Source organism: Clostridium estertheticum, from assembly GCF_026650985.1.
Taxonomy (GTDB): Bacteria; Bacillota; Clostridia; order Clostridiales; family Clostridiaceae; genus Clostridium_AD; species Clostridium_AD estertheticum_C.
On record NZ_CP086239.1, the window covers coordinates 1,739,385 to 1,759,250 of the forward strand.

At 29.9% G+C, this 19,866-nt stretch carries 13 protein-coding genes and 1 pseudogene; 6 read left to right on the forward strand and 8 right to left on the reverse strand.

Annotated elements, in window-relative coordinates; translation table 11 throughout:
- Window positions 1-179: 179 nt before the first annotated feature.
- A complete protein-coding gene (locus LL038_RS08545; protein ID WP_216125170.1) occupies window positions 180-836 on the forward strand; it encodes a hypothetical protein in 657 nt (218 codons plus the stop codon).
- A gap of 176 nt (window positions 837-1,012) precedes the next feature.
- Window positions 1,013-2,431 (forward strand): IS1182 family transposase, encoded by a 1,419-nt coding sequence (locus LL038_RS08550; protein WP_253200382.1) that lies wholly within the window; start codon window positions 1,013-1,015, stop codon window positions 2,429-2,431.
- 110 nt (window positions 2,432-2,541) lie between these two features.
- Here the strand turns inward: LL038_RS08550 and LL038_RS08555 are convergent, their stop codons facing one another.
- The 3 genes from LL038_RS08555 to LL038_RS08565 all read right to left on the reverse strand — a co-directional run bounded on the left by LL038_RS08555 (window position 2,542) and on the right by LL038_RS08565 (window position 5,306).
- The gene (locus LL038_RS08555) at window positions 2,542-2,754 is read right to left on the reverse strand and encodes a DUF3006 domain-containing protein (RefSeq protein ID WP_216125746.1); all 213 of its coding nucleotides are present in this window, start codon (window positions 2,752-2,754) and stop codon (window positions 2,542-2,544) included.
- On the reverse strand, window positions 2,755-3,975 hold the full coding sequence (locus LL038_RS08560) for a ComEC/Rec2 family competence protein (RefSeq protein WP_216125749.1): 1,221 nt from the start codon (window positions 3,973-3,975) through the stop codon (window positions 2,755-2,757). It abuts the gene before it with no gap.
- A gap of 470 nt (window positions 3,976-4,445) precedes the next feature.
- Window positions 4,446-5,306: a hypothetical protein gene (locus tag LL038_RS08565; protein WP_216125751.1), complete on the reverse strand. Its 861-nt coding sequence runs from the start codon at window positions 5,304-5,306 to the stop codon at window positions 4,446-4,448.
- 325 nt (window positions 5,307-5,631) lie between these two features.
- Here LL038_RS08565 and LL038_RS08570 point away from each other — a divergent pair, with 325 nt between their 5' ends.
- On the forward strand, window positions 5,632-6,120 hold the full coding sequence (locus tag LL038_RS08570) for a phenolic acid decarboxylase (RefSeq protein WP_216125753.1): 489 nt from the start codon (window positions 5,632-5,634) through the stop codon (window positions 6,118-6,120).
- An 83-nt stretch (window positions 6,121-6,203) separates the two neighbouring features.
- Here the strand turns inward: LL038_RS08570 and LL038_RS08575 are convergent, their stop codons facing one another.
- Window positions 6,204-7,781 (reverse strand): bifunctional metallophosphatase/5'-nucleotidase, encoded by a 1,578-nt coding sequence (locus tag LL038_RS08575; protein WP_216125858.1) that lies wholly within the window; start codon window positions 7,779-7,781, stop codon window positions 6,204-6,206.
- A 304-nt stretch (window positions 7,782-8,085) separates the two neighbouring features.
- Here LL038_RS08575 and LL038_RS08580 point away from each other — a divergent pair.
- Together LL038_RS08580 and LL038_RS08585 are read left to right on the forward strand one after the other, a co-directional pair.
- Window positions 8,086-8,956: pseudogene (locus tag LL038_RS08580) on the forward strand (IS1595 family transposase); the annotation flags it as partial.
- 180 nt (window positions 8,957-9,136) lie between these two features.
- Window positions 9,137-9,784 (forward strand): CatA-like O-acetyltransferase, encoded by a 648-nt coding sequence (locus tag LL038_RS08585; protein WP_216125757.1) that lies wholly within the window; start codon window positions 9,137-9,139, stop codon window positions 9,782-9,784.
- 226 nt (window positions 9,785-10,010) lie between these two features.
- On the opposite strand, the gene LL038_RS08590 is transcribed toward LL038_RS08585, so the two are convergent.
- From LL038_RS08590 to LL038_RS08600, 3 genes are all read right to left on the reverse strand, one after another.
- Window positions 10,011-11,516 carry an MFS transporter gene (locus tag LL038_RS08590; RefSeq protein ID WP_216125759.1) on the reverse strand — a complete coding sequence of 502 codons (1,506 nt, stop codon included), beginning with the start codon at window positions 11,514-11,516 and terminating at the stop codon, window positions 10,011-10,013.
- Window positions 11,517-12,100: 584 nt separating this feature from the next.
- Window positions 12,101-14,608, reverse strand: a complete 2,508-nt coding sequence (locus LL038_RS08595) for a TIM-barrel domain-containing protein (protein WP_216125761.1) — start codon at window positions 14,606-14,608, stop codon at window positions 12,101-12,103.
- Between the two features lie 97 nt (window positions 14,609-14,705).
- On the reverse strand, window positions 14,706-17,201 hold the full coding sequence (locus tag LL038_RS08600) for a TIM-barrel domain-containing protein (RefSeq protein ID WP_216125764.1): 2,496 nt from the start codon (window positions 17,199-17,201) through the stop codon (window positions 14,706-14,708).
- A 322-nt stretch (window positions 17,202-17,523) separates the two neighbouring features.
- Between LL038_RS08600 and LL038_RS08605 the strand changes: the two genes are divergently transcribed.
- The gene (locus LL038_RS08605) at window positions 17,524-18,543 is read left to right on the forward strand and encodes a LacI family DNA-binding transcriptional regulator (RefSeq protein WP_216125767.1); all 1,020 of its coding nucleotides are present in this window, start codon (window positions 17,524-17,526) and stop codon (window positions 18,541-18,543) included.
- Between the two features lie 55 nt (window positions 18,544-18,598).
- Here LL038_RS08605 and LL038_RS08610 read toward each other — a convergent pair whose 3' ends face one another.
- Window positions 18,599-19,810: an MFS transporter gene (locus LL038_RS08610; RefSeq protein ID WP_216125770.1), complete on the reverse strand. Its 1,212-nt coding sequence runs from the start codon at window positions 19,808-19,810 to the stop codon at window positions 18,599-18,601.
- Window positions 19,811-19,866 lie beyond the last annotated feature (56 nt).

Here is a 19,866-nt window from a genome sequence, read left to right on the forward strand (position 1 = left end):
ATTAATTAAAATATTTATCCCCTTTCCATATTATATATTATATCGACAACATTAAAAACAGATTAAAATGCCGTTAATTTTGTTTAATATAACAGTTACTTTTGTTATAAAAATAGTATATTTACGAATACTATAATAATGATGTTAGTTATTTGATTATAAAAGGGGGTAAATATTTTATGAATTCTACTTTAAATGGACCCAAAGTACAAGTTTCAATAATACTAGCTATAGTAACTTGCGTTGTTATTTTAGTATTAACCGCAGGTTATTTTGAAAACAGAGTACTAGTTGACAAGTTTCATCAAAACATTAAGCAGACCTCTGCTAATTTAAATTTAAAAGAATTAGTCTATCAAAAAGGAACATTTTCTTTTTCTAAAAAAGTATCAATAGAAGAAACGAAAACGCAGGTTATTGTTAATAATAAACCAATAATAAAATCAAAACAAATCGGTTATATCTCTAATGTATATGACAAAAATGGCAAAAGATATTTGAGCTTCGACGATGTAAAGTTTCTAATAGGAAATGCTGCTATTGAAGCAGCTAAAAAGGATGGAACTGCCCTATATGAAGATGGAAAATATTACGTATATGATGATTACTATATTTCTAATAATAACAAAACTATAAAAAACTATGTTATAGATAATACTGCCTCACTAAACGTTCTTGGATTTTTGATAAATCCACTTAACAATGATATTAATAACCAACCTACTACCTACTCTACTTTCAAACGTGTCGCTAATAGTAGGAATGGACATATGTTATGTTATATCTATACTCAAAATGATATAGTTGTAAAAGTGGAAGGGCAATATACACCTTAGACATATAAAAGCTGGTGAATTTATTCACCAGCTTTTATATCAGACTGTTGACAAACATAAAATGTAAAACACTCTAATTTAAAATTGGAGTGTTTTTTTCATATTCAAAAAGGATTTTACAACATCAATGTCGAATATATATAGTATACAAACTTTATAATTCGGAGGGTTTAGTTATGATTAATGAAAAGAACTTCACACAACAAAAATTAGAAATGGTATATTTAGAGGATTTAGTTCCTAAAGACCATATTCTCAGAAATATAGATAAATACATGGATTTCTCTTTCATAAGAGAATTGACTCAAAAATATTATTGTTTAGATAATGGAAGACCTGGCGTAGATCCTATTTTACTCTTCAAAATGCTGTTTATTGGATACCTATTTGGAATAAAATCTGAGCGACAACTTGTAAAGGAAATTGAAGTAAATGTAGCTTATAGATGGTTTTTAGGACTAAGCCTTACTGATGTTATTCCAGATCATTCAACAATTAGCCAAAATAGACGTAGACGATTTAAAGGAACTGACGTGTTCCAAAAAATATTTGACGAAGTCGTATTTAAGGCTATAAATCTTAAGATGGTAACTGGTAAAATACTTTACACAGATTCTACACACCTAAAAGCAAATGCTAATAAGCGAAAGCTTGTGAAAATTGAAGTTGAAAAAACACCTAAAGAATATGTAGCTGATCTTAATAAAGCTGTAGAGGAAGATAGAATAAATCACGGTAAAAGACCTTTGAAAGTGAAAGAACCTGTTACCATAATAAAAGAAATTAAAGTTAGCACAACTGACCCCGACAGCGGATATATGATGAGAGATGGCAAGCCGGAAGGCTTCTCCTATTTAGATCACAGAACTGTGGACAGTAAACACAATATAATTACTGATGTTTATGTTACTCCTGGAAATATAAATGATGTTGATCCTTATATCGATAGATTGGATGTGCAAATAAAAAAATTTAATTTTAATACAAAATATGTTGGTGCCGATGCTGGTTATGCTACAAATCTTATATGTAAAGAACTATTTGAGAGAGAATTAAAATCTGTAATGGGATATAGAAGGTCTCCACATACAAAAGGAATGTACACTAAAAATAAATTTCAATATGTTAAAGAGAAGGACATATATGTTTGCCCTGACTTAAGGGCTTTGCATTATAAAACGACAACTAGAGATGGATATAAAGAGTATGTTGGGAATGCAAAAGATTGCAAAGAATGCCCAAATAGAACTCAATGTTTTTCTGATAAAAGTAAGGTTAAAACTGTTAGAAGACATGTTTGGGAAATGTATAAAGAAGATGTTGTAAAGTTTACCAAAACGGATAAGGGTAGAAATATATATAGAAGAAGGAAAGAAACTATAGAGCGAAGCTTCGCAGATTCTAAACAACTGCATGGGCTTCGCTATTGCCATATGCGCGGATTAGAAAATGTGCAAGAGCAGTGTCTGCTTACAGCAGCAGTGCAAAATATGAAAAAGATAGCTAGCCTACTATCTTCCATGTTTTTTTATTTTATAACTAAAAACCTGTTGCATGTTACTAATTTATCTATAAATCAAAATGCTATCGCATAATTGCATATAAAAACCCAGTACAATAAAAAATTATACTGGGTTTGTAAACAACCTGATATAAAAGCTGGTGAATTTATTCACCAGCTTTTATATATTCAAATTAATATTAACTATTCCCATAACCCTTTTGTTAATTTTTCAATGTCATTAAGCCTCTTTTTAGTTTTCTCTATATCAATACTAATCACATCATTATCAATACTCAGTACATCCCCCTCTTTAGCTATACTAGGAATTTTAGATTTTTTAATATCCATCATAGTCCTATCTTCTTTTTCGCACACAACATAATCCCCTTCAAATCTATCGATTATTACATTCACTTAATTACCTCCTGCACATATATTACAAGGATCATTATGTGAAGAACTTAATGCTTCACCTAACGTTCCGTTTAATATAGTCTTACTTCTTGCCAGTGTTCTACAATTTTTATCATAATGATATGATTTCCCTGATGGAGTATAATATACAACTTTACTATTATTTGATGATTTAGGCAATTTTGTCGCAACTGTTTTAATTTTCGAGCTTCCGCTACTTGAAGAACTTTTACTAGAAGAACTTGAGCCTGACCCTAAAAAAGAATAACTACCTGGTTTAGTATTAAATGTTATGTTTTTACCATCAGATGTTGCAACTATTGTCCCACTTTCATCAGTCCTATAAACCTTAACACCTTTCGCTTTTAATTTATCCATTGTTGTCTTGTGAGGATGTCCATAACTATTGTCTTTGCCTACTGAAATAATCGCATATTTAGGATTTACCTTATCTAAAAAAGCCTGCGTAGTTGATGAACTAGAACCATGATGTCCAACCTTAAGCACATCAGCACTTATATCAAAACCTTTAGATAACATCTCATTCTCAGATGCTCCCTCCGCATCCCCGTCAAAAATAAAGCTATTATTGCCAAAGGTTAATCTTATTACAATTGAAAAATTATTTAAATCTTCATAGCCAGTACTGTTGGGTGCTAAAATTGTAGCTGTTGCACCCCCTACTTTAAAAGTTTCCCCAACTGTAGGTGCAGTTACTTTCATTCCCTTAGCTTTAATAGCACTTACCACATCTAAAAAAGTCTTAGTATTTGATGTAGCCTTTGGCATATAAATTTTACCTATTTGAAAGCTATTTATTACATAGTCGAGTCCTCCAATGTGGTCCTCGTGTGGATGAGTCCCTACAATATAATCAAGTTTCGTAATACCTTGCTTTGTTATATAATTTTTAACAGTACTTGAGTCTTCATTATTACCTGCATCTATTAACATTGAGCTTGTTCCTTGCTCTATCAAAATGCTATCAGCTTGTCCTACATCTATATATGAAACTCTTAAATTACCATTAACAGCCTTTTTATTAACTAAGCTTATATTTTTAGTAGGTTGAAGCTGTTTCTCAGTTGTATTCTGCTTTGACAATACTTTACTTGATAAAGTTGTTTTCGTAGCATTTTCAGGTACACTTGAGCAACCAGTCAAGCTGAAAATAAGTATTACCCCCAAAATAGAGGTCAGATATTTTTTAATATTTCTCATTTTAATCCCCTTGTAATATATTTTTTACTTTTGTTCTAAAATAACATAATCATATATATAATTATATTCGAGAATTACATAACTGCTAATACATATTTATATCGTGTTTAAAATACTCTACCCACAATAAAAAGATTCCACTGTCATTATTCAACAAATATCTGCAAATATCCTTCAATTTTTGTATAAATAATAAAACAACCAGATACTACTCCAGAAGTTATATAAAAATCATACAAATAAAATGAATAAGATTTGTAAAATAGTCAATAATTTAAATATACCAACTTTATTGTTATATGTATAAAAGATACTGCATTGGGTCCCCCCCAAATGCAGTATTTTGCTTTTAAATTTTCTAAATCTTTACGTAATGCTAATAGATTTAAACAGTGGGAAAATAGCAAAAGAAAAAAGTTATGCCAGTATTAACTAGCATAACTTTTCTTCTATATATAATAATCTATACTCTATTCTAAAAAAAAATCTTTTAATAAATATATATCGTCTCTTACAAAAATCAGCATACCCTTTCCAAAAAAGTCATAAGCCTCAAAGGGTGCATTCCTAAATGGCAGAGCAATTTCTTCCACCATTTTTTTTAGTTTTTTTGAGTATTTAAATAATATTGCATTTTGATGATTTCTCTTTGCTGGTGTACCAAAAAAATGTATGTTTTGATCTGTTTCCATAATAAAATCACATTTATTAAAAAAATATCCTTCTTTAAATAATTTTTGATTATTGATTTCAATAATATTATCTTCAATATTAAACTTTAATTTATATTCAGCATTATTATGGATCTTTTCTTTAAACGATTTTACAAACTCCGGATAGATTTCATTTGGTGTTTTATCTCTTCTTAATCTTCTTTCTCCTATATACGAATAAGATCCATCATCCAAATTAACTCTAAAATCATCAGCATATACGCAATTTTCATCAGCACATACCTTTTTTATACTTCTAATCATGTTAATGTCAGGTTCTTTTTTTCTTAAATTAAACTTAGATTCATATTTGTCATAGAAATGTTTCCATATATAATTCCCTGTTTTCATATCAATGCAAGCTATGCCACAGTTATACTCCCCCTCCATCCCAAAATCAAGAGTTCTATTTGTCAAAAGCATTTTTTTCCCTTTTATATATATAGCTCTTGAAAAATAATGTTCCCACTTAGTATTCCAAATCAAATTTCCTCCATTATCTATCAGAACTCCACCGTTAGCTAATAGATATTCATCGTTTATATTTAATAAATGCTTACAACCCAATATTGTTGGACAATCTTTAGAAACAACCTTCTTATACTCAATCTCACTCATTATTATAGTTCTCCTTTTTGCTCTATTAATAATATGTTTAATCTTCTATAATATTCGTTTATTTCTTCATTTAATAAAAACTTTCTTCTTTTTTTTAAGTTTCTAAATATATTTGACTTATTATAGAATAAAGCGTTATAATATAAACATGTAATTAATTACATGTTTATAAGTACATGTTTGTGTGATATTGTTATAACTATAATTTATACCTATTGTTTTATAAATTAAAAACTAATTTATAAAACTGTTGATTGTGTAATGGATATACTTATCTCTTTATAGTGAATTGGAATAAAAAATTAATTGAAAGAAGGAATTTTAAATGAAAAAGTTTGTAGGAAGTCATATGATTTATACTTATGAAAATGGATGGGAATACGAAATCTATATTAAAAATGAACATACAATTGATTATCGTATTCACAGTGGAATGGTTGCAGGTCGTTGGGTTCGTGACCAAGAAGTTGGTATTGTAAAACTAATAGAAGGTGTTTATAAAGTTTCGTGGACAGAACCAACTGGAACAGACGTTTCTTTGAACTTTATGCCAACTGAGAAAAGGATGCATGGCGTTATCTTTTTCCCAAAATGGGTTCATGAACACCCTGAAATTACTGTTTGCTATCAAAATGATTATATTGATTTAATGAAAGAATCACGTGAAAAATATGATACTTATCCCAAATATGTTGTCCCAGAATTTGCAGACATAACATTTTTAGAGAACGCTGGTGTTGATAATCAAAAAACAATATCCGTAGCACCTTATAAAGGAATGACAGATGACATTCGCGCAGGAAAATTAAAATAAAAAAAATCATAATAATCTATTCTTCAATCAAAAAAACACAGGTATTTCACCTGTGTTTTTTAATCACCTCAAAGTAATATCAATTATATAACTTTCCAATTATCATTAACTGTTGCTTTAATTGTTTTTCTCTTTAGTATGTAATTTGCAATTAGTTCAGCCATATCTGTTGATATATCTTTAATGACCGGTTTACCCCTAAACAATAAATAATTGCCACCGCCACCTGCTCTGTAATTATTCATTACTACAGCATATTCTCCTTCCATATTAATAGGAGAGTTTTTATAATTAATTTTCGTAATTCTAAAATTTATAGGTTTTGTAATATCTATAACATAATCTATGCCTTCCCACATATCATAATTATAATGTTGAAGTTTAAGATAATTACCCTTCTTTGCTACCCCTATTTTACCATCAACTATACTAAAATATTCTGCGCTTTTTTCGAGAGCCGCTTTTATATCAGAACCTTTTATCATAATTACCTTTAGTGTATTCGGATATTTATAATTTGATATTATATCCCTCATCGTGACGTTGTAATTAAACCCCTTACAGTTGTTGTCAAAAATAGCTGTGTTTGATATATCAACCTTTGCTGCATCCATCTGAACTTTATTTATAAACTCAGCAAAAGCGTTATCTTTAAGCCTTGCCTTAAGTGGATCTTTTATAATCATGTCCCCTTCTACATGTCCAATTGGAGTATCAAGCCAAGCTTGTGTTTCTGTTTCTATTGGGCATGTAGAATTCAAAATTCTCTTATCAACGTCTAAAGCATTTGCCTCAATAACATTGGACACTTTGCTTTGCACCGACCATTTGCCAGATATTTTGACTAAATCCATAGTTACTTTGCCAATACAATTACCATTGTAACCTGGTTGCACAACTAAAACACCATTTACCAATAAATTTTCTATAACTCTATGTTGATGGCCAGTTAGAAGCACATCCATATTACTCACTTTAGTACATAACTCATAACCTTGATTTTCTCCTGTGAGTTTTTCAGAAGGTTCCCCTGTATCTAAATCTCTTTCAAACCCGCCATGATAGGATACTATATTTATGTCCGTAGCTTCTTTATCTTTCATTATATGGAGCCAATAACTTGCACTCTCTACTACATCTTTAAAATCTAAGTCCTTAATTGTACCTTCACTTTCCCAGTTAGGAATATACTTAGTTGTTAGCCCTAAAATACCTACCTTTAAACCATTATCAAAAGTTTTAACAATGTAAGGTTTATTAATAAAACTTTCCCCTGTAGTTTTTTTTGTAATATTAGCGCATAACCATGGAAAATTTGAAGTTTTTATAACATTATCCAAATAAGTCCTTCCATAATTAAATTCATGATTACCAATCACAGCAGCATCGTATCCCATAAGGTTCATGACCTCAATCATTGGATTTGGCCTGTTATTATCTATTTTAGCATGAAAATATGTAAGCGCTGTACCTTGAATCATATCCCCATTATCTATAAGTATTGTACCCGGATTTATTTCTCTTTCCCTTACAATTATAGTGGACAAAGCTGCAAGACCACAATTTGTATAGGAGTTGTCCGAATAATTTATAGGTAAGACCGTTCCATGAACATCGCTAGTTTCTAATATTGTTAGTCTAAAATTTTCATTAATACACATATTAAACTCTCCAATCAAAAGATAAATAATTCTAATAACTAATTTTATCATAAAACAAGTCTATATGATAATAAATTTGATTTCCTCCTCTCTAAGGTTCAATTGTGTACATAGCCACTTCATCAATTTCACGGTTTGTAGCTATAATAATATCTTTATGATCTATTATACATTAGCTGGTCCACACCCTGTATCAATGTTTTCGCATTGTATCTTTCCTTACTGGCTCATGATGTGCATACATTTCCTTATAAGTTCCTTCTATCTTCTTATATATTCGTACAGTTTCTCCATGAAAAGGTGAGTATCAAGAAATGGTAAGTTCAATGGCAAACAAAGATATATCTGTAAGTCCTGCCGAAAGACCTTTACTGACTTTACACGTTCGCCAAGATACAACAGTAAGAAAGATATTAAAAAGTGGATATTATATTCTAAATGTATGATAAATGGTAAGAAAATGTGCAGAGATAGTAGAGATTAGTGTGCCTACATCTTTTTATTGGAGGCATAAGTTTTTAGACGCTATCAGCGTGTATATGGGTATTGGAAATGTTGGTGGAGTTATAGAAGTTGACGAGGCATTTTTCAGAGAATCCTTTAAAGGAAATCATAAGAAAAGCACTACGTTTATAATGCCAAGAGAACCTCATAAATGTGGGGTTAAAGGCAGTAGGAGTAGTAAGGATGAAAAGAGAAAAAGAGGTATATCAAAGGAACAGGTTTGTGTACTATGTGCCATTGATAGAGTAGGAAATATTATGACTGAACTAATATGTAAAGGTAGGATGAAACATACAGATTTAGAAAGGCTCTTTACAGGCAGGATTGAGGATGAATCTATCCTTTGTACTGATTCACACAAAAGTTATATTAGATTTGCACAAAATTTAGGTGTGGAACTACAACAAATTAAACGTGGGAAGCATAAGGAAGGCATATACCATATACAGCACATAAATGCTTTTCATAGCAAACTAAAAGAATGGATGTATAATTTTCATAGTGTAGCCACAAAATACCTTGCTAACTACATGTACTGGTTTAAATGGTTACAGTTTTTTAATACAGAGAATGATACTGTAAAAACCAAACATTTATTAGTCCAGTCGCATACATCTCATTCTGATACAAAGTTAAAAGATTTTAAAATTAGGGAAGCAATTTATATTTAATTATGTTAAATATTTGAATAATCAAAATTACTACGTTGTATAATTAAATACAGACACAATAGTAATTAATTGTGAAGTAAAAATTGTGAAGTAAAAATTGTAAAATAACAAAGTTAGTAATTTTGAGGGATAGAAAGAAAAATACGAATATAAAACTTAAATACAAGGAGAGAATAAATTATGGGATTTAATATAATTAATATGAATACTTGGGATAGGAAGGAATGTTTTAATCATTTTTTTAATAATGCAAAATGTACATACAGTATAACTGTTAATATTGATATTACAAATCTTTATAATTACATAAAAATTAACAAGTTGAGATTTTATCCAACTTTTACATGGGTTGTTTCAAAAGTTATAAATAATTATCAAGAATTTAAAATAGCATTTGATGAAGAAGGTAAATTAGGATTCTTTGATGAAATTGGTCCAAGTTATTCTGTATTAAATGATAAGACTAAAGTAATGAGTGATTTGTATACGTCATTTAATAATGAATTTTTAAATTTTTATGAAGATATGGAAAATGCTTTAAACAGTTATAAACAGGATACTAATTTTACTACAAAGTTTCAAAAAAATTTTTTTATTGTTTCATGTCTGCCTTGGTTTAATTACACATCTTTTAATGTAAACAATGAAGGAAATAGTCCTTTTCTGTTTCCAATGGTAACATGGGGGAAGTTTTTTGAAGAAGGTAATAAAATTATTATGCCAGTAACTATTCAGGTTCATCATGCAGTTGCTGATGGATACCATTGTTCATTGTTCTTTTCAGATGTAAAAGAAATATCATTAAATCCAGAACAGTATTTAAAGTAAACTCAAAAACATTTACACAATATTCATAAAATGTGAATTAAGTGAAGCCTAAAATGGCTTCACTTAAAAATTGTCATATTATCAACAATGTCATTAAACATAGCCTAATAATAATAATAATAATAATAATAATAATAATAGTAGGGACACTTATAACTTTCTAAAGTGTCCCTACTATTATATACTTTCATTTATTATAAAAACCATAAATGCAATTTTTATGTTACTAACTTATTTCTTTCCAAACATCTTCATACTTATATCCAGTAAGGTCTTCAACAACTTCTTTTGTTTTCGGATCAACATCAAGTTTTGAACCATTATTTTTCAATCGTTCGATTTCTTTTGTTAATATGATATGTGTTTGCTTATTTAATTTAAAAGTAAAGGTTATAAGTAGCGCCATTACAAGTAACACAATAGATCCAATAACCATAGTATATGCAATAACGTGCATTACTTGAGGTGTTTGAGTTGCTTGACCTTTAACAAATCCTCCATACTCCAATATAAATCCAACAATAAGTGTAGCTACTGCTACACTACTCTTTCTAGTGAAAGTCATAACTGCTGCGAAAAGTCCCTCTCTTCTTTTTTTGAAAACCATTTCATCTACATCCGGAATAAATGGAAATACATTCCATGGTGTAAATATTAATACACATACGCCTATTTGATATACAATAGAAATTATAAATAAAATAGCAATCTTAGATCCTGGATCAAGTAAATATACAGCATAAAAGCCGAGTAAACATACAATCATTGTAGAGTAAGCTATCTTAAATAAATTAGAAGGACCTACCTTAATCATCAAAAATCCTGCAAGTATAGTCACAGGTATACCAACAATACTAAGTGAAAGCAAATTGGCAGCGAGAGTAGCTGTAACTTTTAAATCGTAAACACAGAAAAATATGAAGGTAGCATTAAATACATCTTTAGCAGTAAATGATAATATATAAATAGCTAAATGTTTTCTAAAACTCCTGATCTTAAATGTAGATATATAATCATTAAATATATGAACAACTGTTTCGAGGTGCTGTTTAAAACTTTTGTGTTCACGTGTTTTAATTAATAATTCCTTTTTCATTTCAGGTGAAGGTTCTCTTTCCCAAGTAACCTTATATGTTATAAATATACACATAGCATATACTACAGCAAATATACATCCATTAAAAAAATATGCATATGCATTGTTTTGACCAAAATGTTTAATTAATTGACCCGGAACAAAAGTAGCAAAGAATGTACTTGTAGCTGAAATAAACATTCTACCTGTAGAAAGTACAGTTCTTTCATTGAAATCCTTTGTCATCTCTGAGGGCAATGTTTCATATGGAATTAATATCATAGCAGCAATCATTTCAAATAATAAATAAGAGATTAGATAATATAAGTAACCCATACCTGTTACCCATAGAGTTGCATAAACTGCCATTAAAGGTACTCCAATCAATAAAAAGAAACGACGACGTCCAAACTTTTGACCTAATTTTGTTTTATAAAAGTTATCTGTTATACTTCCAATACTTAAACTAACAATTGCATCAACAATACGAGCAATAGCAATAATAGAAGCTGCTTGTAGTGGCGATAATCCGGCGAAAGTTATATAGAAAAAGAGTAAGAAAGCTCCGATAATTGTAAATGCTCCTCCGCCCATAGCATCAACTAACCCATAACCAAGACCTACACCTATTGTAATTTTTTTAGTTTTTTTAGACATTTTATTACCTCTCTTTAATTTAAATTTTTTAATAATTAGCAATTCAGTTAAATGACAGAATGTTATTTTTATTCAAAGATTCCGTTATCAATAAACGTTTTCATTTTTAACTCCTCTTAATTATATTTAATGTATCTAGCTGCTAAATTTAGTAGCTAGATTATTTTCATGATAAAACTCCTTTTAAATTAAACTTATATTGAGATTAAATCTTTAACAGCATAACTAATATTTACTTTGTAATTTCCACTATGATTGTTATATTTTATTTTTGCTGTCTTTTGTTCATTATCAAAATACCAACCCTCTTGACTACTTTCAAAGTTTCCTCTATCTAAGTAAAATATAATATTTTGTTATCTACAGCTATATTAACTGGGGCTAGTTCTCTACATATTACACTTAGATTTTTCACCTTAGTGATGTAGATTCCTTTTAATACCAATTGGAAAACACAACTTAGACCATTACGATCTTTAAATGAAAATTATATGGTAAATTTCAGGGTCTACTTTCCGCTTTTTCGTTCCATTACTACACAGACCCCATTCTAATAACCTTGAAGATGTATATGCTATTTGGCCCTAATCTGCCATACCAATTAAATCAAACTTTTCACAAGAAACTATAATATCAAATTCCTTTTTTGTTGGTTTCTTGCATTTTACTAAAACTGTCTTGTCTGACAACTCATAATACCATCCTTGTTCTGTTTTTTCCCATGACCTCTTATTAAGAAAACGTGGTATTCTTTCATTTTCCACCGAAACCCAATATGCACCTTTCTCTTTATTTATTAATTTAATTTTAAGATTAGATATGCCACTTTCATATCTTCCTGTTGTTTTAAAAGAAATTAGTTTGCGTGCCTCACCATTTACACTAATTTCTGTATATTCATATACACCTTTTTTAAAATCATTACTTATACCATCATCATCATAAAAATGGAAACTTCCTTCTGATTCTCCACCAATTAAAATATCTAAACTCTTCATTTTATCAGTAACAATATGTTTTACATCTTCATTTGTTATAAAAATTCCATTACCTCTTAGGAACATAGGAATACTATTAAGTGTAACCGGAATTTCTATTACTTGTCCTCCTTTATATTCAGCCATATTTTGATTCATATCATACCAAGTACAACCTTCTGGTAAATAAATCTTTCTTGATTCCGCTCCCTTTTCCAACACATTTGCTACTAGAACTGATGGTCCAAACATAAAAGTCATATATTGATCTTCATAGCAATTAATATCATCCTGGAACTCCATAAACAGTGGACGCATTAGTGGTTTACCAGTAATATGAGCTTCGTACATCAAAGAATACAGGTATGGTAACATCCTATAACGCTGGCTATATGCATTACGCACAAATTCATTATTTTCTTCATACATAAATGGTTGAGTAACAGTATTATCATTGTTGGCTGAATTAATACAAAATCTTGGCTGGAATATACCATTTTGTATCCATCGTAGCAAGAGTTCTCCCTCTGGAGCACCTCCAGCAAAACCTCCTATGTCACAGCCTGTATTTGCCACTCCAGACAATCCCATTCCAACAATAGTTGCTATATTAAATTTTAATGTACGCCAATCCGTCAAGTTATCTCCTGCCCATGTCTGTGCATATCTCTGAATTCCTGCAAATCCAGCGCGGTTGATAATATATGGACGACGATTTGGATAAAGTTCAGAAATAGCTTGTGTTCCAACGTAAGCCATCAAATTTGAATGTATAATTTTCAGCTGAGCCATTGTGCCTTTTTTTCCATCGAAATCACATATAGCATTACGATCTTCTACACCATCATATTCACAATTGTCATTCCACACAGTTGTAGCTCCTTTACTTAAAATAGTTTCTTTAAGCAAGTTTTTCCATATTTCTCTGCCGGAAGGATTAGTAAAATCTATAAATCTTCCAGCACCTCCCCACCAACGACCAACATAATCTTCTTTTCCATCTGGACTTTTAACAAATACATCATTTTTTTCAAATTCGTCTTTGTAAGGATGATTAGGTAAAATACCTGGTTTTAAATTAGGTATCACATTAATACCTAGTTCATTCATTTTCCGAAAAAAATCCTTAGGATTAGGAAATCGCTTTCTATTCCAATTAAAAGTATATCTTAGATTGTCTTTTTCTCCAGAAGAATAACCAGATGCCAACTTAAAGTTATCTATATACATCTCTTCATCAAAATATTTCTGAATGACTTCATATATTTCCTTGTCACAATCTTTCTCAAGTTCAGCATAATACATAGTAGAAGCTGTATACCCTAAGCTTTGTTTTGGAGGCATTGCCTGCTTTCCTGTTAACTTTGTATAATTGTCTAAAACTTGTTCAACTGATGGTCCATTAATAAAAAATAAATCAATATCTCCTCCATCAGCCTGATAGTAACTATATCGATGCCAATAACCACTAATTTCATTCCCCATATCAAATACCGAATCATAGGAATTATGATAAAATAATCCTATAGTATGACGGTTATTATTGTTTAACTTTAGATAAAATGGGATATGCTTATATAAAGGATCCCCAAATTCTGGATCATGGCCAATTGCATCCTTAGGTGTCATACGCATCCTTTTACCAATTTTATCTAAATATCCTGTTTTTTCACCGAACCCATAAAAATGATCATTTTTGAAGTCTATCTCATTATAATGGGAAATTCGTCCTAGATGATCACACTCAAAAGCTCTCTCTGGAACATCACTATATAGCTTCACTCCATTTAATTTATATATGCAAAAATGTAGTGGCGATTTATACATTACAAATTTCAACGTTTTTGTATAAAATGTAATTTCTTTTTCTGTTTCTTCAAAAGGAATATCTAACGCCTTTATTTGTTTACGCTCTTCTGGAAACAAGTAATCTAAACGATCTTTCCAAGCTGTCATAACTAGTGTATAAGACTCCTCCTGCCACTTTTTATCAAATGATACTCGGACTCGTATAATATCATCTGTCATAAAAATTATCTTAATATCTGCCGTATCACCTTTCACATAGTAGCCATTCTCAACTTTTTCTATAGATAAAAAGTGTTTTAATAACATATTAAATCCTCCTATCACTTTTTCTTTTATATAATAATAAATTAGTCTGCAATTCGTAATACTACTATAATATCTGCGTGAATGTTCATGATTTTTCTTATATTGAAATTAGATCTTTTACAGCATAACTAATGCTTACCTTGTAATTTTCTAAATGGTTGTTATACTTTATTCTCACTGTTTTTTGTTCATTATCAAAATACCAACCCTCTTGACTGCTTTCAAAGTTTCCTCTATCTAAGTAAAATATAATATTTTTGTTATCTACAGCTATATTAACTGGGGCTAGTTCTCTACATATTACACTTAGATTTAAGTTTTTAACCTTTGTAACATAGGATCCTTCTTTATTAAAATCAATTTCTACATCTCCATGTTCATCACTTTTTACTTTGATGCAAGTTTTCAAATATTCACCCTTAAGATATTTATTAGAGGTACCATCATCTTCATATAATGTGAATTCACAATCTTGCCAAGGTTCTACTAATATATTTAAACTATCAATGTTTTGCAAATGCAAATTCATTATATCTTCTGCAAGTGGTATTATAGAGCCACTTCTAAAGAATAATGGTATTTTATCAATAGAAGTTTCAATTTCAATTGTTTGCCCACCTTCATACATTTTTTTAGTGTACCAATCGTACCACATGCACCCTTTTGGCAAATAAATCTTTCTTAAGGTTATTCCCTTGTCATAAATACTTGCGACTAACATTGATTTACCATACATAAAATCAAAGCTCTCATCATAAGTATTTGTATCATTTTGAAATTCATAAAACAATGGCCTCATTATTGGTGACCCCTCTGTAGAAGCTTCAAATAGTAAAGAGTATAAATAAGGTGCTAAATTATACCTTAATTTTATTGCATCCCTTATATATTTTGTGTAAGAAGGATACATCCAAGGTTCTGTTACTGTATTATCTGTATTACAAGAATGTATTGAAAACCTTGGTTGGAATATTCCATGTTGAACCCACCGTACATATAATTCTGGTTCTGGAGCTGGTCCATAAAATCCACCAATGTCACAACCTTGATTTGCAACTCCTGATAAACCCATTCCGAGTATTACTGGTATGTTAAATTTCAAACTATGCCAACTTGTACTATTGTCACCAGCCCATGTTTGAGCGTATCTTTGGATCCCTGCAAAACCAGCTCTATTTGTAATATAAGGTCTTACATCCGGACAACTTTCCTTAAGTGCTTGCTTTGCAGCCATTGCCATTAAATTAGGCATTAATGGTCTTATAGCATTTATAGTAATTTTCCCACCCTCGAATTCACATAAAGCTTTAGAGTTATTTATTTCATATTCATTATTATCATTCCAAATACAGACGATGCCCTTATCTATAAATGATTGCTTGAGATGCTTTTTCCATAATTCTCTTCCCTTTGGATTAGTAAAATCTACAAAAGAAGCTTTCCCACCCCAAAATCTGTCTTTATGAGGCTCTTTCCCATTTTCATCCATGATATAAGCTTTTGCAGATTTAAACTCTTCATATAAAGGGTTAGATATAAGCATGCCCGGTTTAACATTCGGCGAAATATCTGCTCCCCTTTTCTTCATCTTATTTACAAATTTTTCAGGACAAGGGAATCGATTATTATTCCAATTAAATACATGCCTTTTTCCGTCATTTCCTGTAGTATAACCTGAAGATAGAAAAAATCCATCACAGGGAATATCCTCTTTTTTTGTTTTATCAATAAAATCTAAAATTGCTTTGTCACAATCATTTTGTAACTCTGTATAAAACATAGTAGAACCAAAATATCCTAAGGAATAGAGTGGGGGTAAGGCAGTTTTGCCTGTTAGATCTGTATAATGACCTACCACATCTTTAATATCTGGTCCATACATGAAAAATAGATCTAACTCGCCACCTTCAGTAGCAAAATAGCTATATTTATCCCAGTAACCACTTCTTTCGCATCCCATATCAAAAACAGATGAATAAGAGTTATTGTAAAATAATCCACATGCAATTTTAGTAGCTTTATTAAGCTTTATGTAAAATGGTATATGTTTATAAAGTGGATCTGTCAGCTCTGAATCATAGCCCAAAGTATCCACATTATTCATTCTCATTCGTCTTTTGGATTTATTTATATAGCCAGTCTTTTCACCAAACCCATAAAAAGAATCATTGTCATCTATACAAGAATAATGACTTAATCTTCCATAATCATCTTTTACATAAGATTTTTCTTTTAAATCAGAATGTAACAATCTACCTTCATTATTAAATATTTCTATTCCAAAAGGTTCCTTATTTATATTTACCTTTAGTAAATCTGTTTTCAAACAAATATATTCATCAAATTCTTCAAATTTTGATATATAAGGTTTTATTCTTTTTCTTTCTTCGGACATTACAGAATCCATTTTATCTTCCCATGCTGTCATAACTAATGCATAAGAAGCCTCTTTTGAAAACTCCTTGTCAAAGGTACATCTTATTCGAACTATATCACTTTTTAAAAACATTATTCTGAATTTTCCTCCATCAGTAACAATATCAATATATTCACCTTTGTTATCAACCTTTTCTATTTTATTACTAACATTCATAAAACTCACCCCTATCTAATTAATAACTGATATTCTTTTATTTATACATTGCATTTTATGTAACCAGTTACATTTTACTTCATATTTGCACTTTGCTTATAAAAACCATAACTATTAAATTACTTTGACACATATTAGCCTAATATTTTAGTTGTTTAAACCTTTACACATATAATAACCTATAAATTAAGTATTGTAAATACTATTTTAAATAAAAATGTAACCAGTTACATTTTTATTATACTTTCATTCTAATCATGATTGATATATAATATAAAAAAAGTAGCAATTTACGTTTTTATATTATTAAAGGATGTGCTTTATGAGTTACACTATGTATGACTTAGCAAGGGATGCCGGAGTATCAGTGGCTACCGTATCTCGCGTTATAAATAAAAATGGTTCAGTTAAAGAGGACACCAAACAAAGAATTCTAGAAATAATAAAAGATAAAGGATATATTCCAAATGCATACGCCAGAGGAATGAATAATATTAGTATGAAAACTATCGGTGTAATAATCGCAGATATAGTAAATCCCTTTTTTGCAGAGGTTGTTAAAGGTATTGAAGTTACCTGTCAAAAAAACGGTTATAAACTTATACTATGCTCTACAGCAAATAATGCAGATACTGAGAAAAAAGAAATAGAAATGCTTGTTGAAAAATTTGTGGATGGTTTTATTATAGTAGGAAGCAGACCCTCTAACGATAATAATGCTAGTTTCCTAATAAACTTAAGCAACACTCACCCAATTGTATTAGTTAATAGCTTTATAAAGGGAGGTCAAAAGATGTTCTCAATCTTAGTTGATGAAGGTAAGGCTGTCTATGATACTCTATCCTACTTTAATCCTGGAAATAATCTTAATACATATATTCTGGGAGATCCCACTTGGAAAACTACAACTGTAAAAATAAATGCATTCAAACTTTTTTTTGAAAAACACAATTTAGATTTTTCAAATAATAATATTATTAATTGTAGTCATAGTTATTGTGGAGGGAAATCTGCTGCAAAAGATCTCTTTGAAAGAAATTTACCATATCCCTATATTGTTATATGTTCTTCTGATACTATCGCTATTGGTGCTTTAAGGGAATTCTTGAAATATGGTGTGAAAGTACCTGAGCAAGTATCTATTATGGGTTTTAGTAATATTGAAGTTTCTTCGCTCACTACGCCCTCTTTAAGTACAATAGACCAAAATCTGTTTGAACTCGGACAAAAATCTGGCCACCTATTCATTGACATATTACACGGAAAATATCCGATAAACAAAAAAACTTACTCAGAGTATCAACTGATAATAAGGGAGTCTACCCTTCCTAAGGATGTTTAGAATACATCAATAAATAAATAGAGCTAGCAGATTATTATCTGCTAGCTCTATTTATCTATAATTCCTTTTGTACAAATTCAGGTTTGAACATTACTTCTCCCTTTTGCATAAAAATTATTATTATAAAAATACCTATTACTATTATCCCTTCAAATATATATAAGTGTCTAAAAATCTCTCCATAACTTTGTCCTGATTCATGGTAACTAGCTATCATATTTCCCCATATAAAAGAAAGCACAAATCCCCCAGCATTCCTTATAGCAGTATATATTGAAAGCTTTTGTGATACTTTTGTGCTAATAACTTTAGTAACACAAATATTCGAGATTGTAAAACCTACACCTATAGAGAATGCCATTATTCCAAATCCTAATATGGATAAATAAATAGATATTTGCAAACCCAATATAATAGTCCCAAAGACAAAAATTAAAAAAATAATATTTCTAGTTGTTCTTAATGATATCTTTTTAAGGATTACTATAGGCGCAATTGTGCCTATAGCTAATAAAATTTGCTCAATTGAAATCACAAAACCGGTCAAATTGGGTGATGAAATAGCATCCATATAATACGCCAAATAAACTTGAATTGATGAAAATATTGTTTGAATAATAAAAATCATAAGCACTAAGCTTATGTATGCTTTATTACTCTCCTTTACTTTTTTATTTTGACTCTCCGTATCTGTATCAATCAAAACTACAGGTTTTAATTGAATTATGATAAAAACTCCTACTATAATTGCAAAACAAATTGGAATTATAAGAAATTGTATAGGATTATTAATAAAATTTCCAGATATTATTCCAGAAATTAAACCCCCAAGCGCTGCCCCAAACTCAATAAGACTAAGACCAATCTTTTCACTCCCCAAAGTTTTTAATTCAAACTTGTTCATGGATAAAAGTAATGGAAACATAAAGGCTTCTCCAATTCCTTCCACAAACCTTCCTATTACAAAAACATAAAAATGCAAATTACTAAGTGCAACAATTTCAAGTACTATTCCTGTAATCCACAATATTAAACTTATTAGGAGCAATTTTTTAATCCCTACTCTATTTATAATTTTACTCACGAGTATAGCAAATATTATCATTGTTAAAAATGCCACATTTGGTATCCAAGAAATTTGTGAAACGCTCACCCCAAATACTTCTTGTATATGTGGAAACATAGGTAAAAACATTACTACACCAAACACTGTAATAAAAGACATTAGAAAATCCACTATATAGATATTATTTCTACTATTTTTCATTGAGTTCTCCTTTTAATTAAAATGTGAGTTAAGCATCCCATGATATTTCTAATGAT

Bases quoted from the DNA above. Each gene is read 5' to 3' on its own strand.
- LL038_RS08545 (WP_216125170.1), top strand. From the start codon at position 180: ATGAATTCTACTTTAAATGGACCCAAAGTACAAGTTTCAATAATACTA.
- LL038_RS08550 (WP_253200382.1), top strand. From the start codon at position 1,013: ATGATTAATGAAAAGAACTTCACACAACAAAAATTAGAAATGGTATAT.
- LL038_RS08560 (WP_216125749.1), bottom strand. From the start codon at position 3,975: ATGAGAAATATTAAAAAATATCTGACCTCTATTTTGGGGGTAATACTT.
- LL038_RS08565 (WP_216125751.1), bottom strand. From the start codon at position 5,306: ATGAGTGAGATTGAGTATAAGAAGGTTGTTTCTAAAGATTGTCCAACA.
- LL038_RS08570 (WP_216125753.1), top strand. From the start codon at position 5,632: ATGAAAAAGTTTGTAGGAAGTCATATGATTTATACTTATGAAAATGGA.
- LL038_RS08575 (WP_216125858.1), bottom strand. From the start codon at position 7,781: ATGTGTATTAATGAAAATTTTAGACTAACAATATTAGAAACTAGCGAT.
- LL038_RS08585 (WP_216125757.1), top strand. From the start codon at position 9,137: ATGGGATTTAATATAATTAATATGAATACTTGGGATAGGAAGGAATGT.
- LL038_RS08590 (WP_216125759.1), bottom strand. From the start codon at position 11,516: ATGTCTAAAAAAACTAAAAAAATTACAATAGGTGTAGGTCTTGGTTAT.
- LL038_RS08595 (WP_216125761.1), bottom strand. From the start codon at position 14,608: ATGTTATTAAAACACTTTTTATCTATAGAAAAAGTTGAGAATGGCTAC.
- LL038_RS08600 (WP_216125764.1), bottom strand. From the start codon at position 17,201: ATGAATGTTAGTAATAAAATAGAAAAGGTTGATAACAAAGGTGAATAT.
- LL038_RS08605 (WP_216125767.1), top strand. From the start codon at position 17,524: ATGAGTTACACTATGTATGACTTAGCAAGGGATGCCGGAGTATCAGTG.
- LL038_RS08610 (WP_216125770.1), bottom strand. From the start codon at position 19,810: ATGAAAAATAGTAGAAATAATATCTATATAGTGGATTTTCTAATGTCT.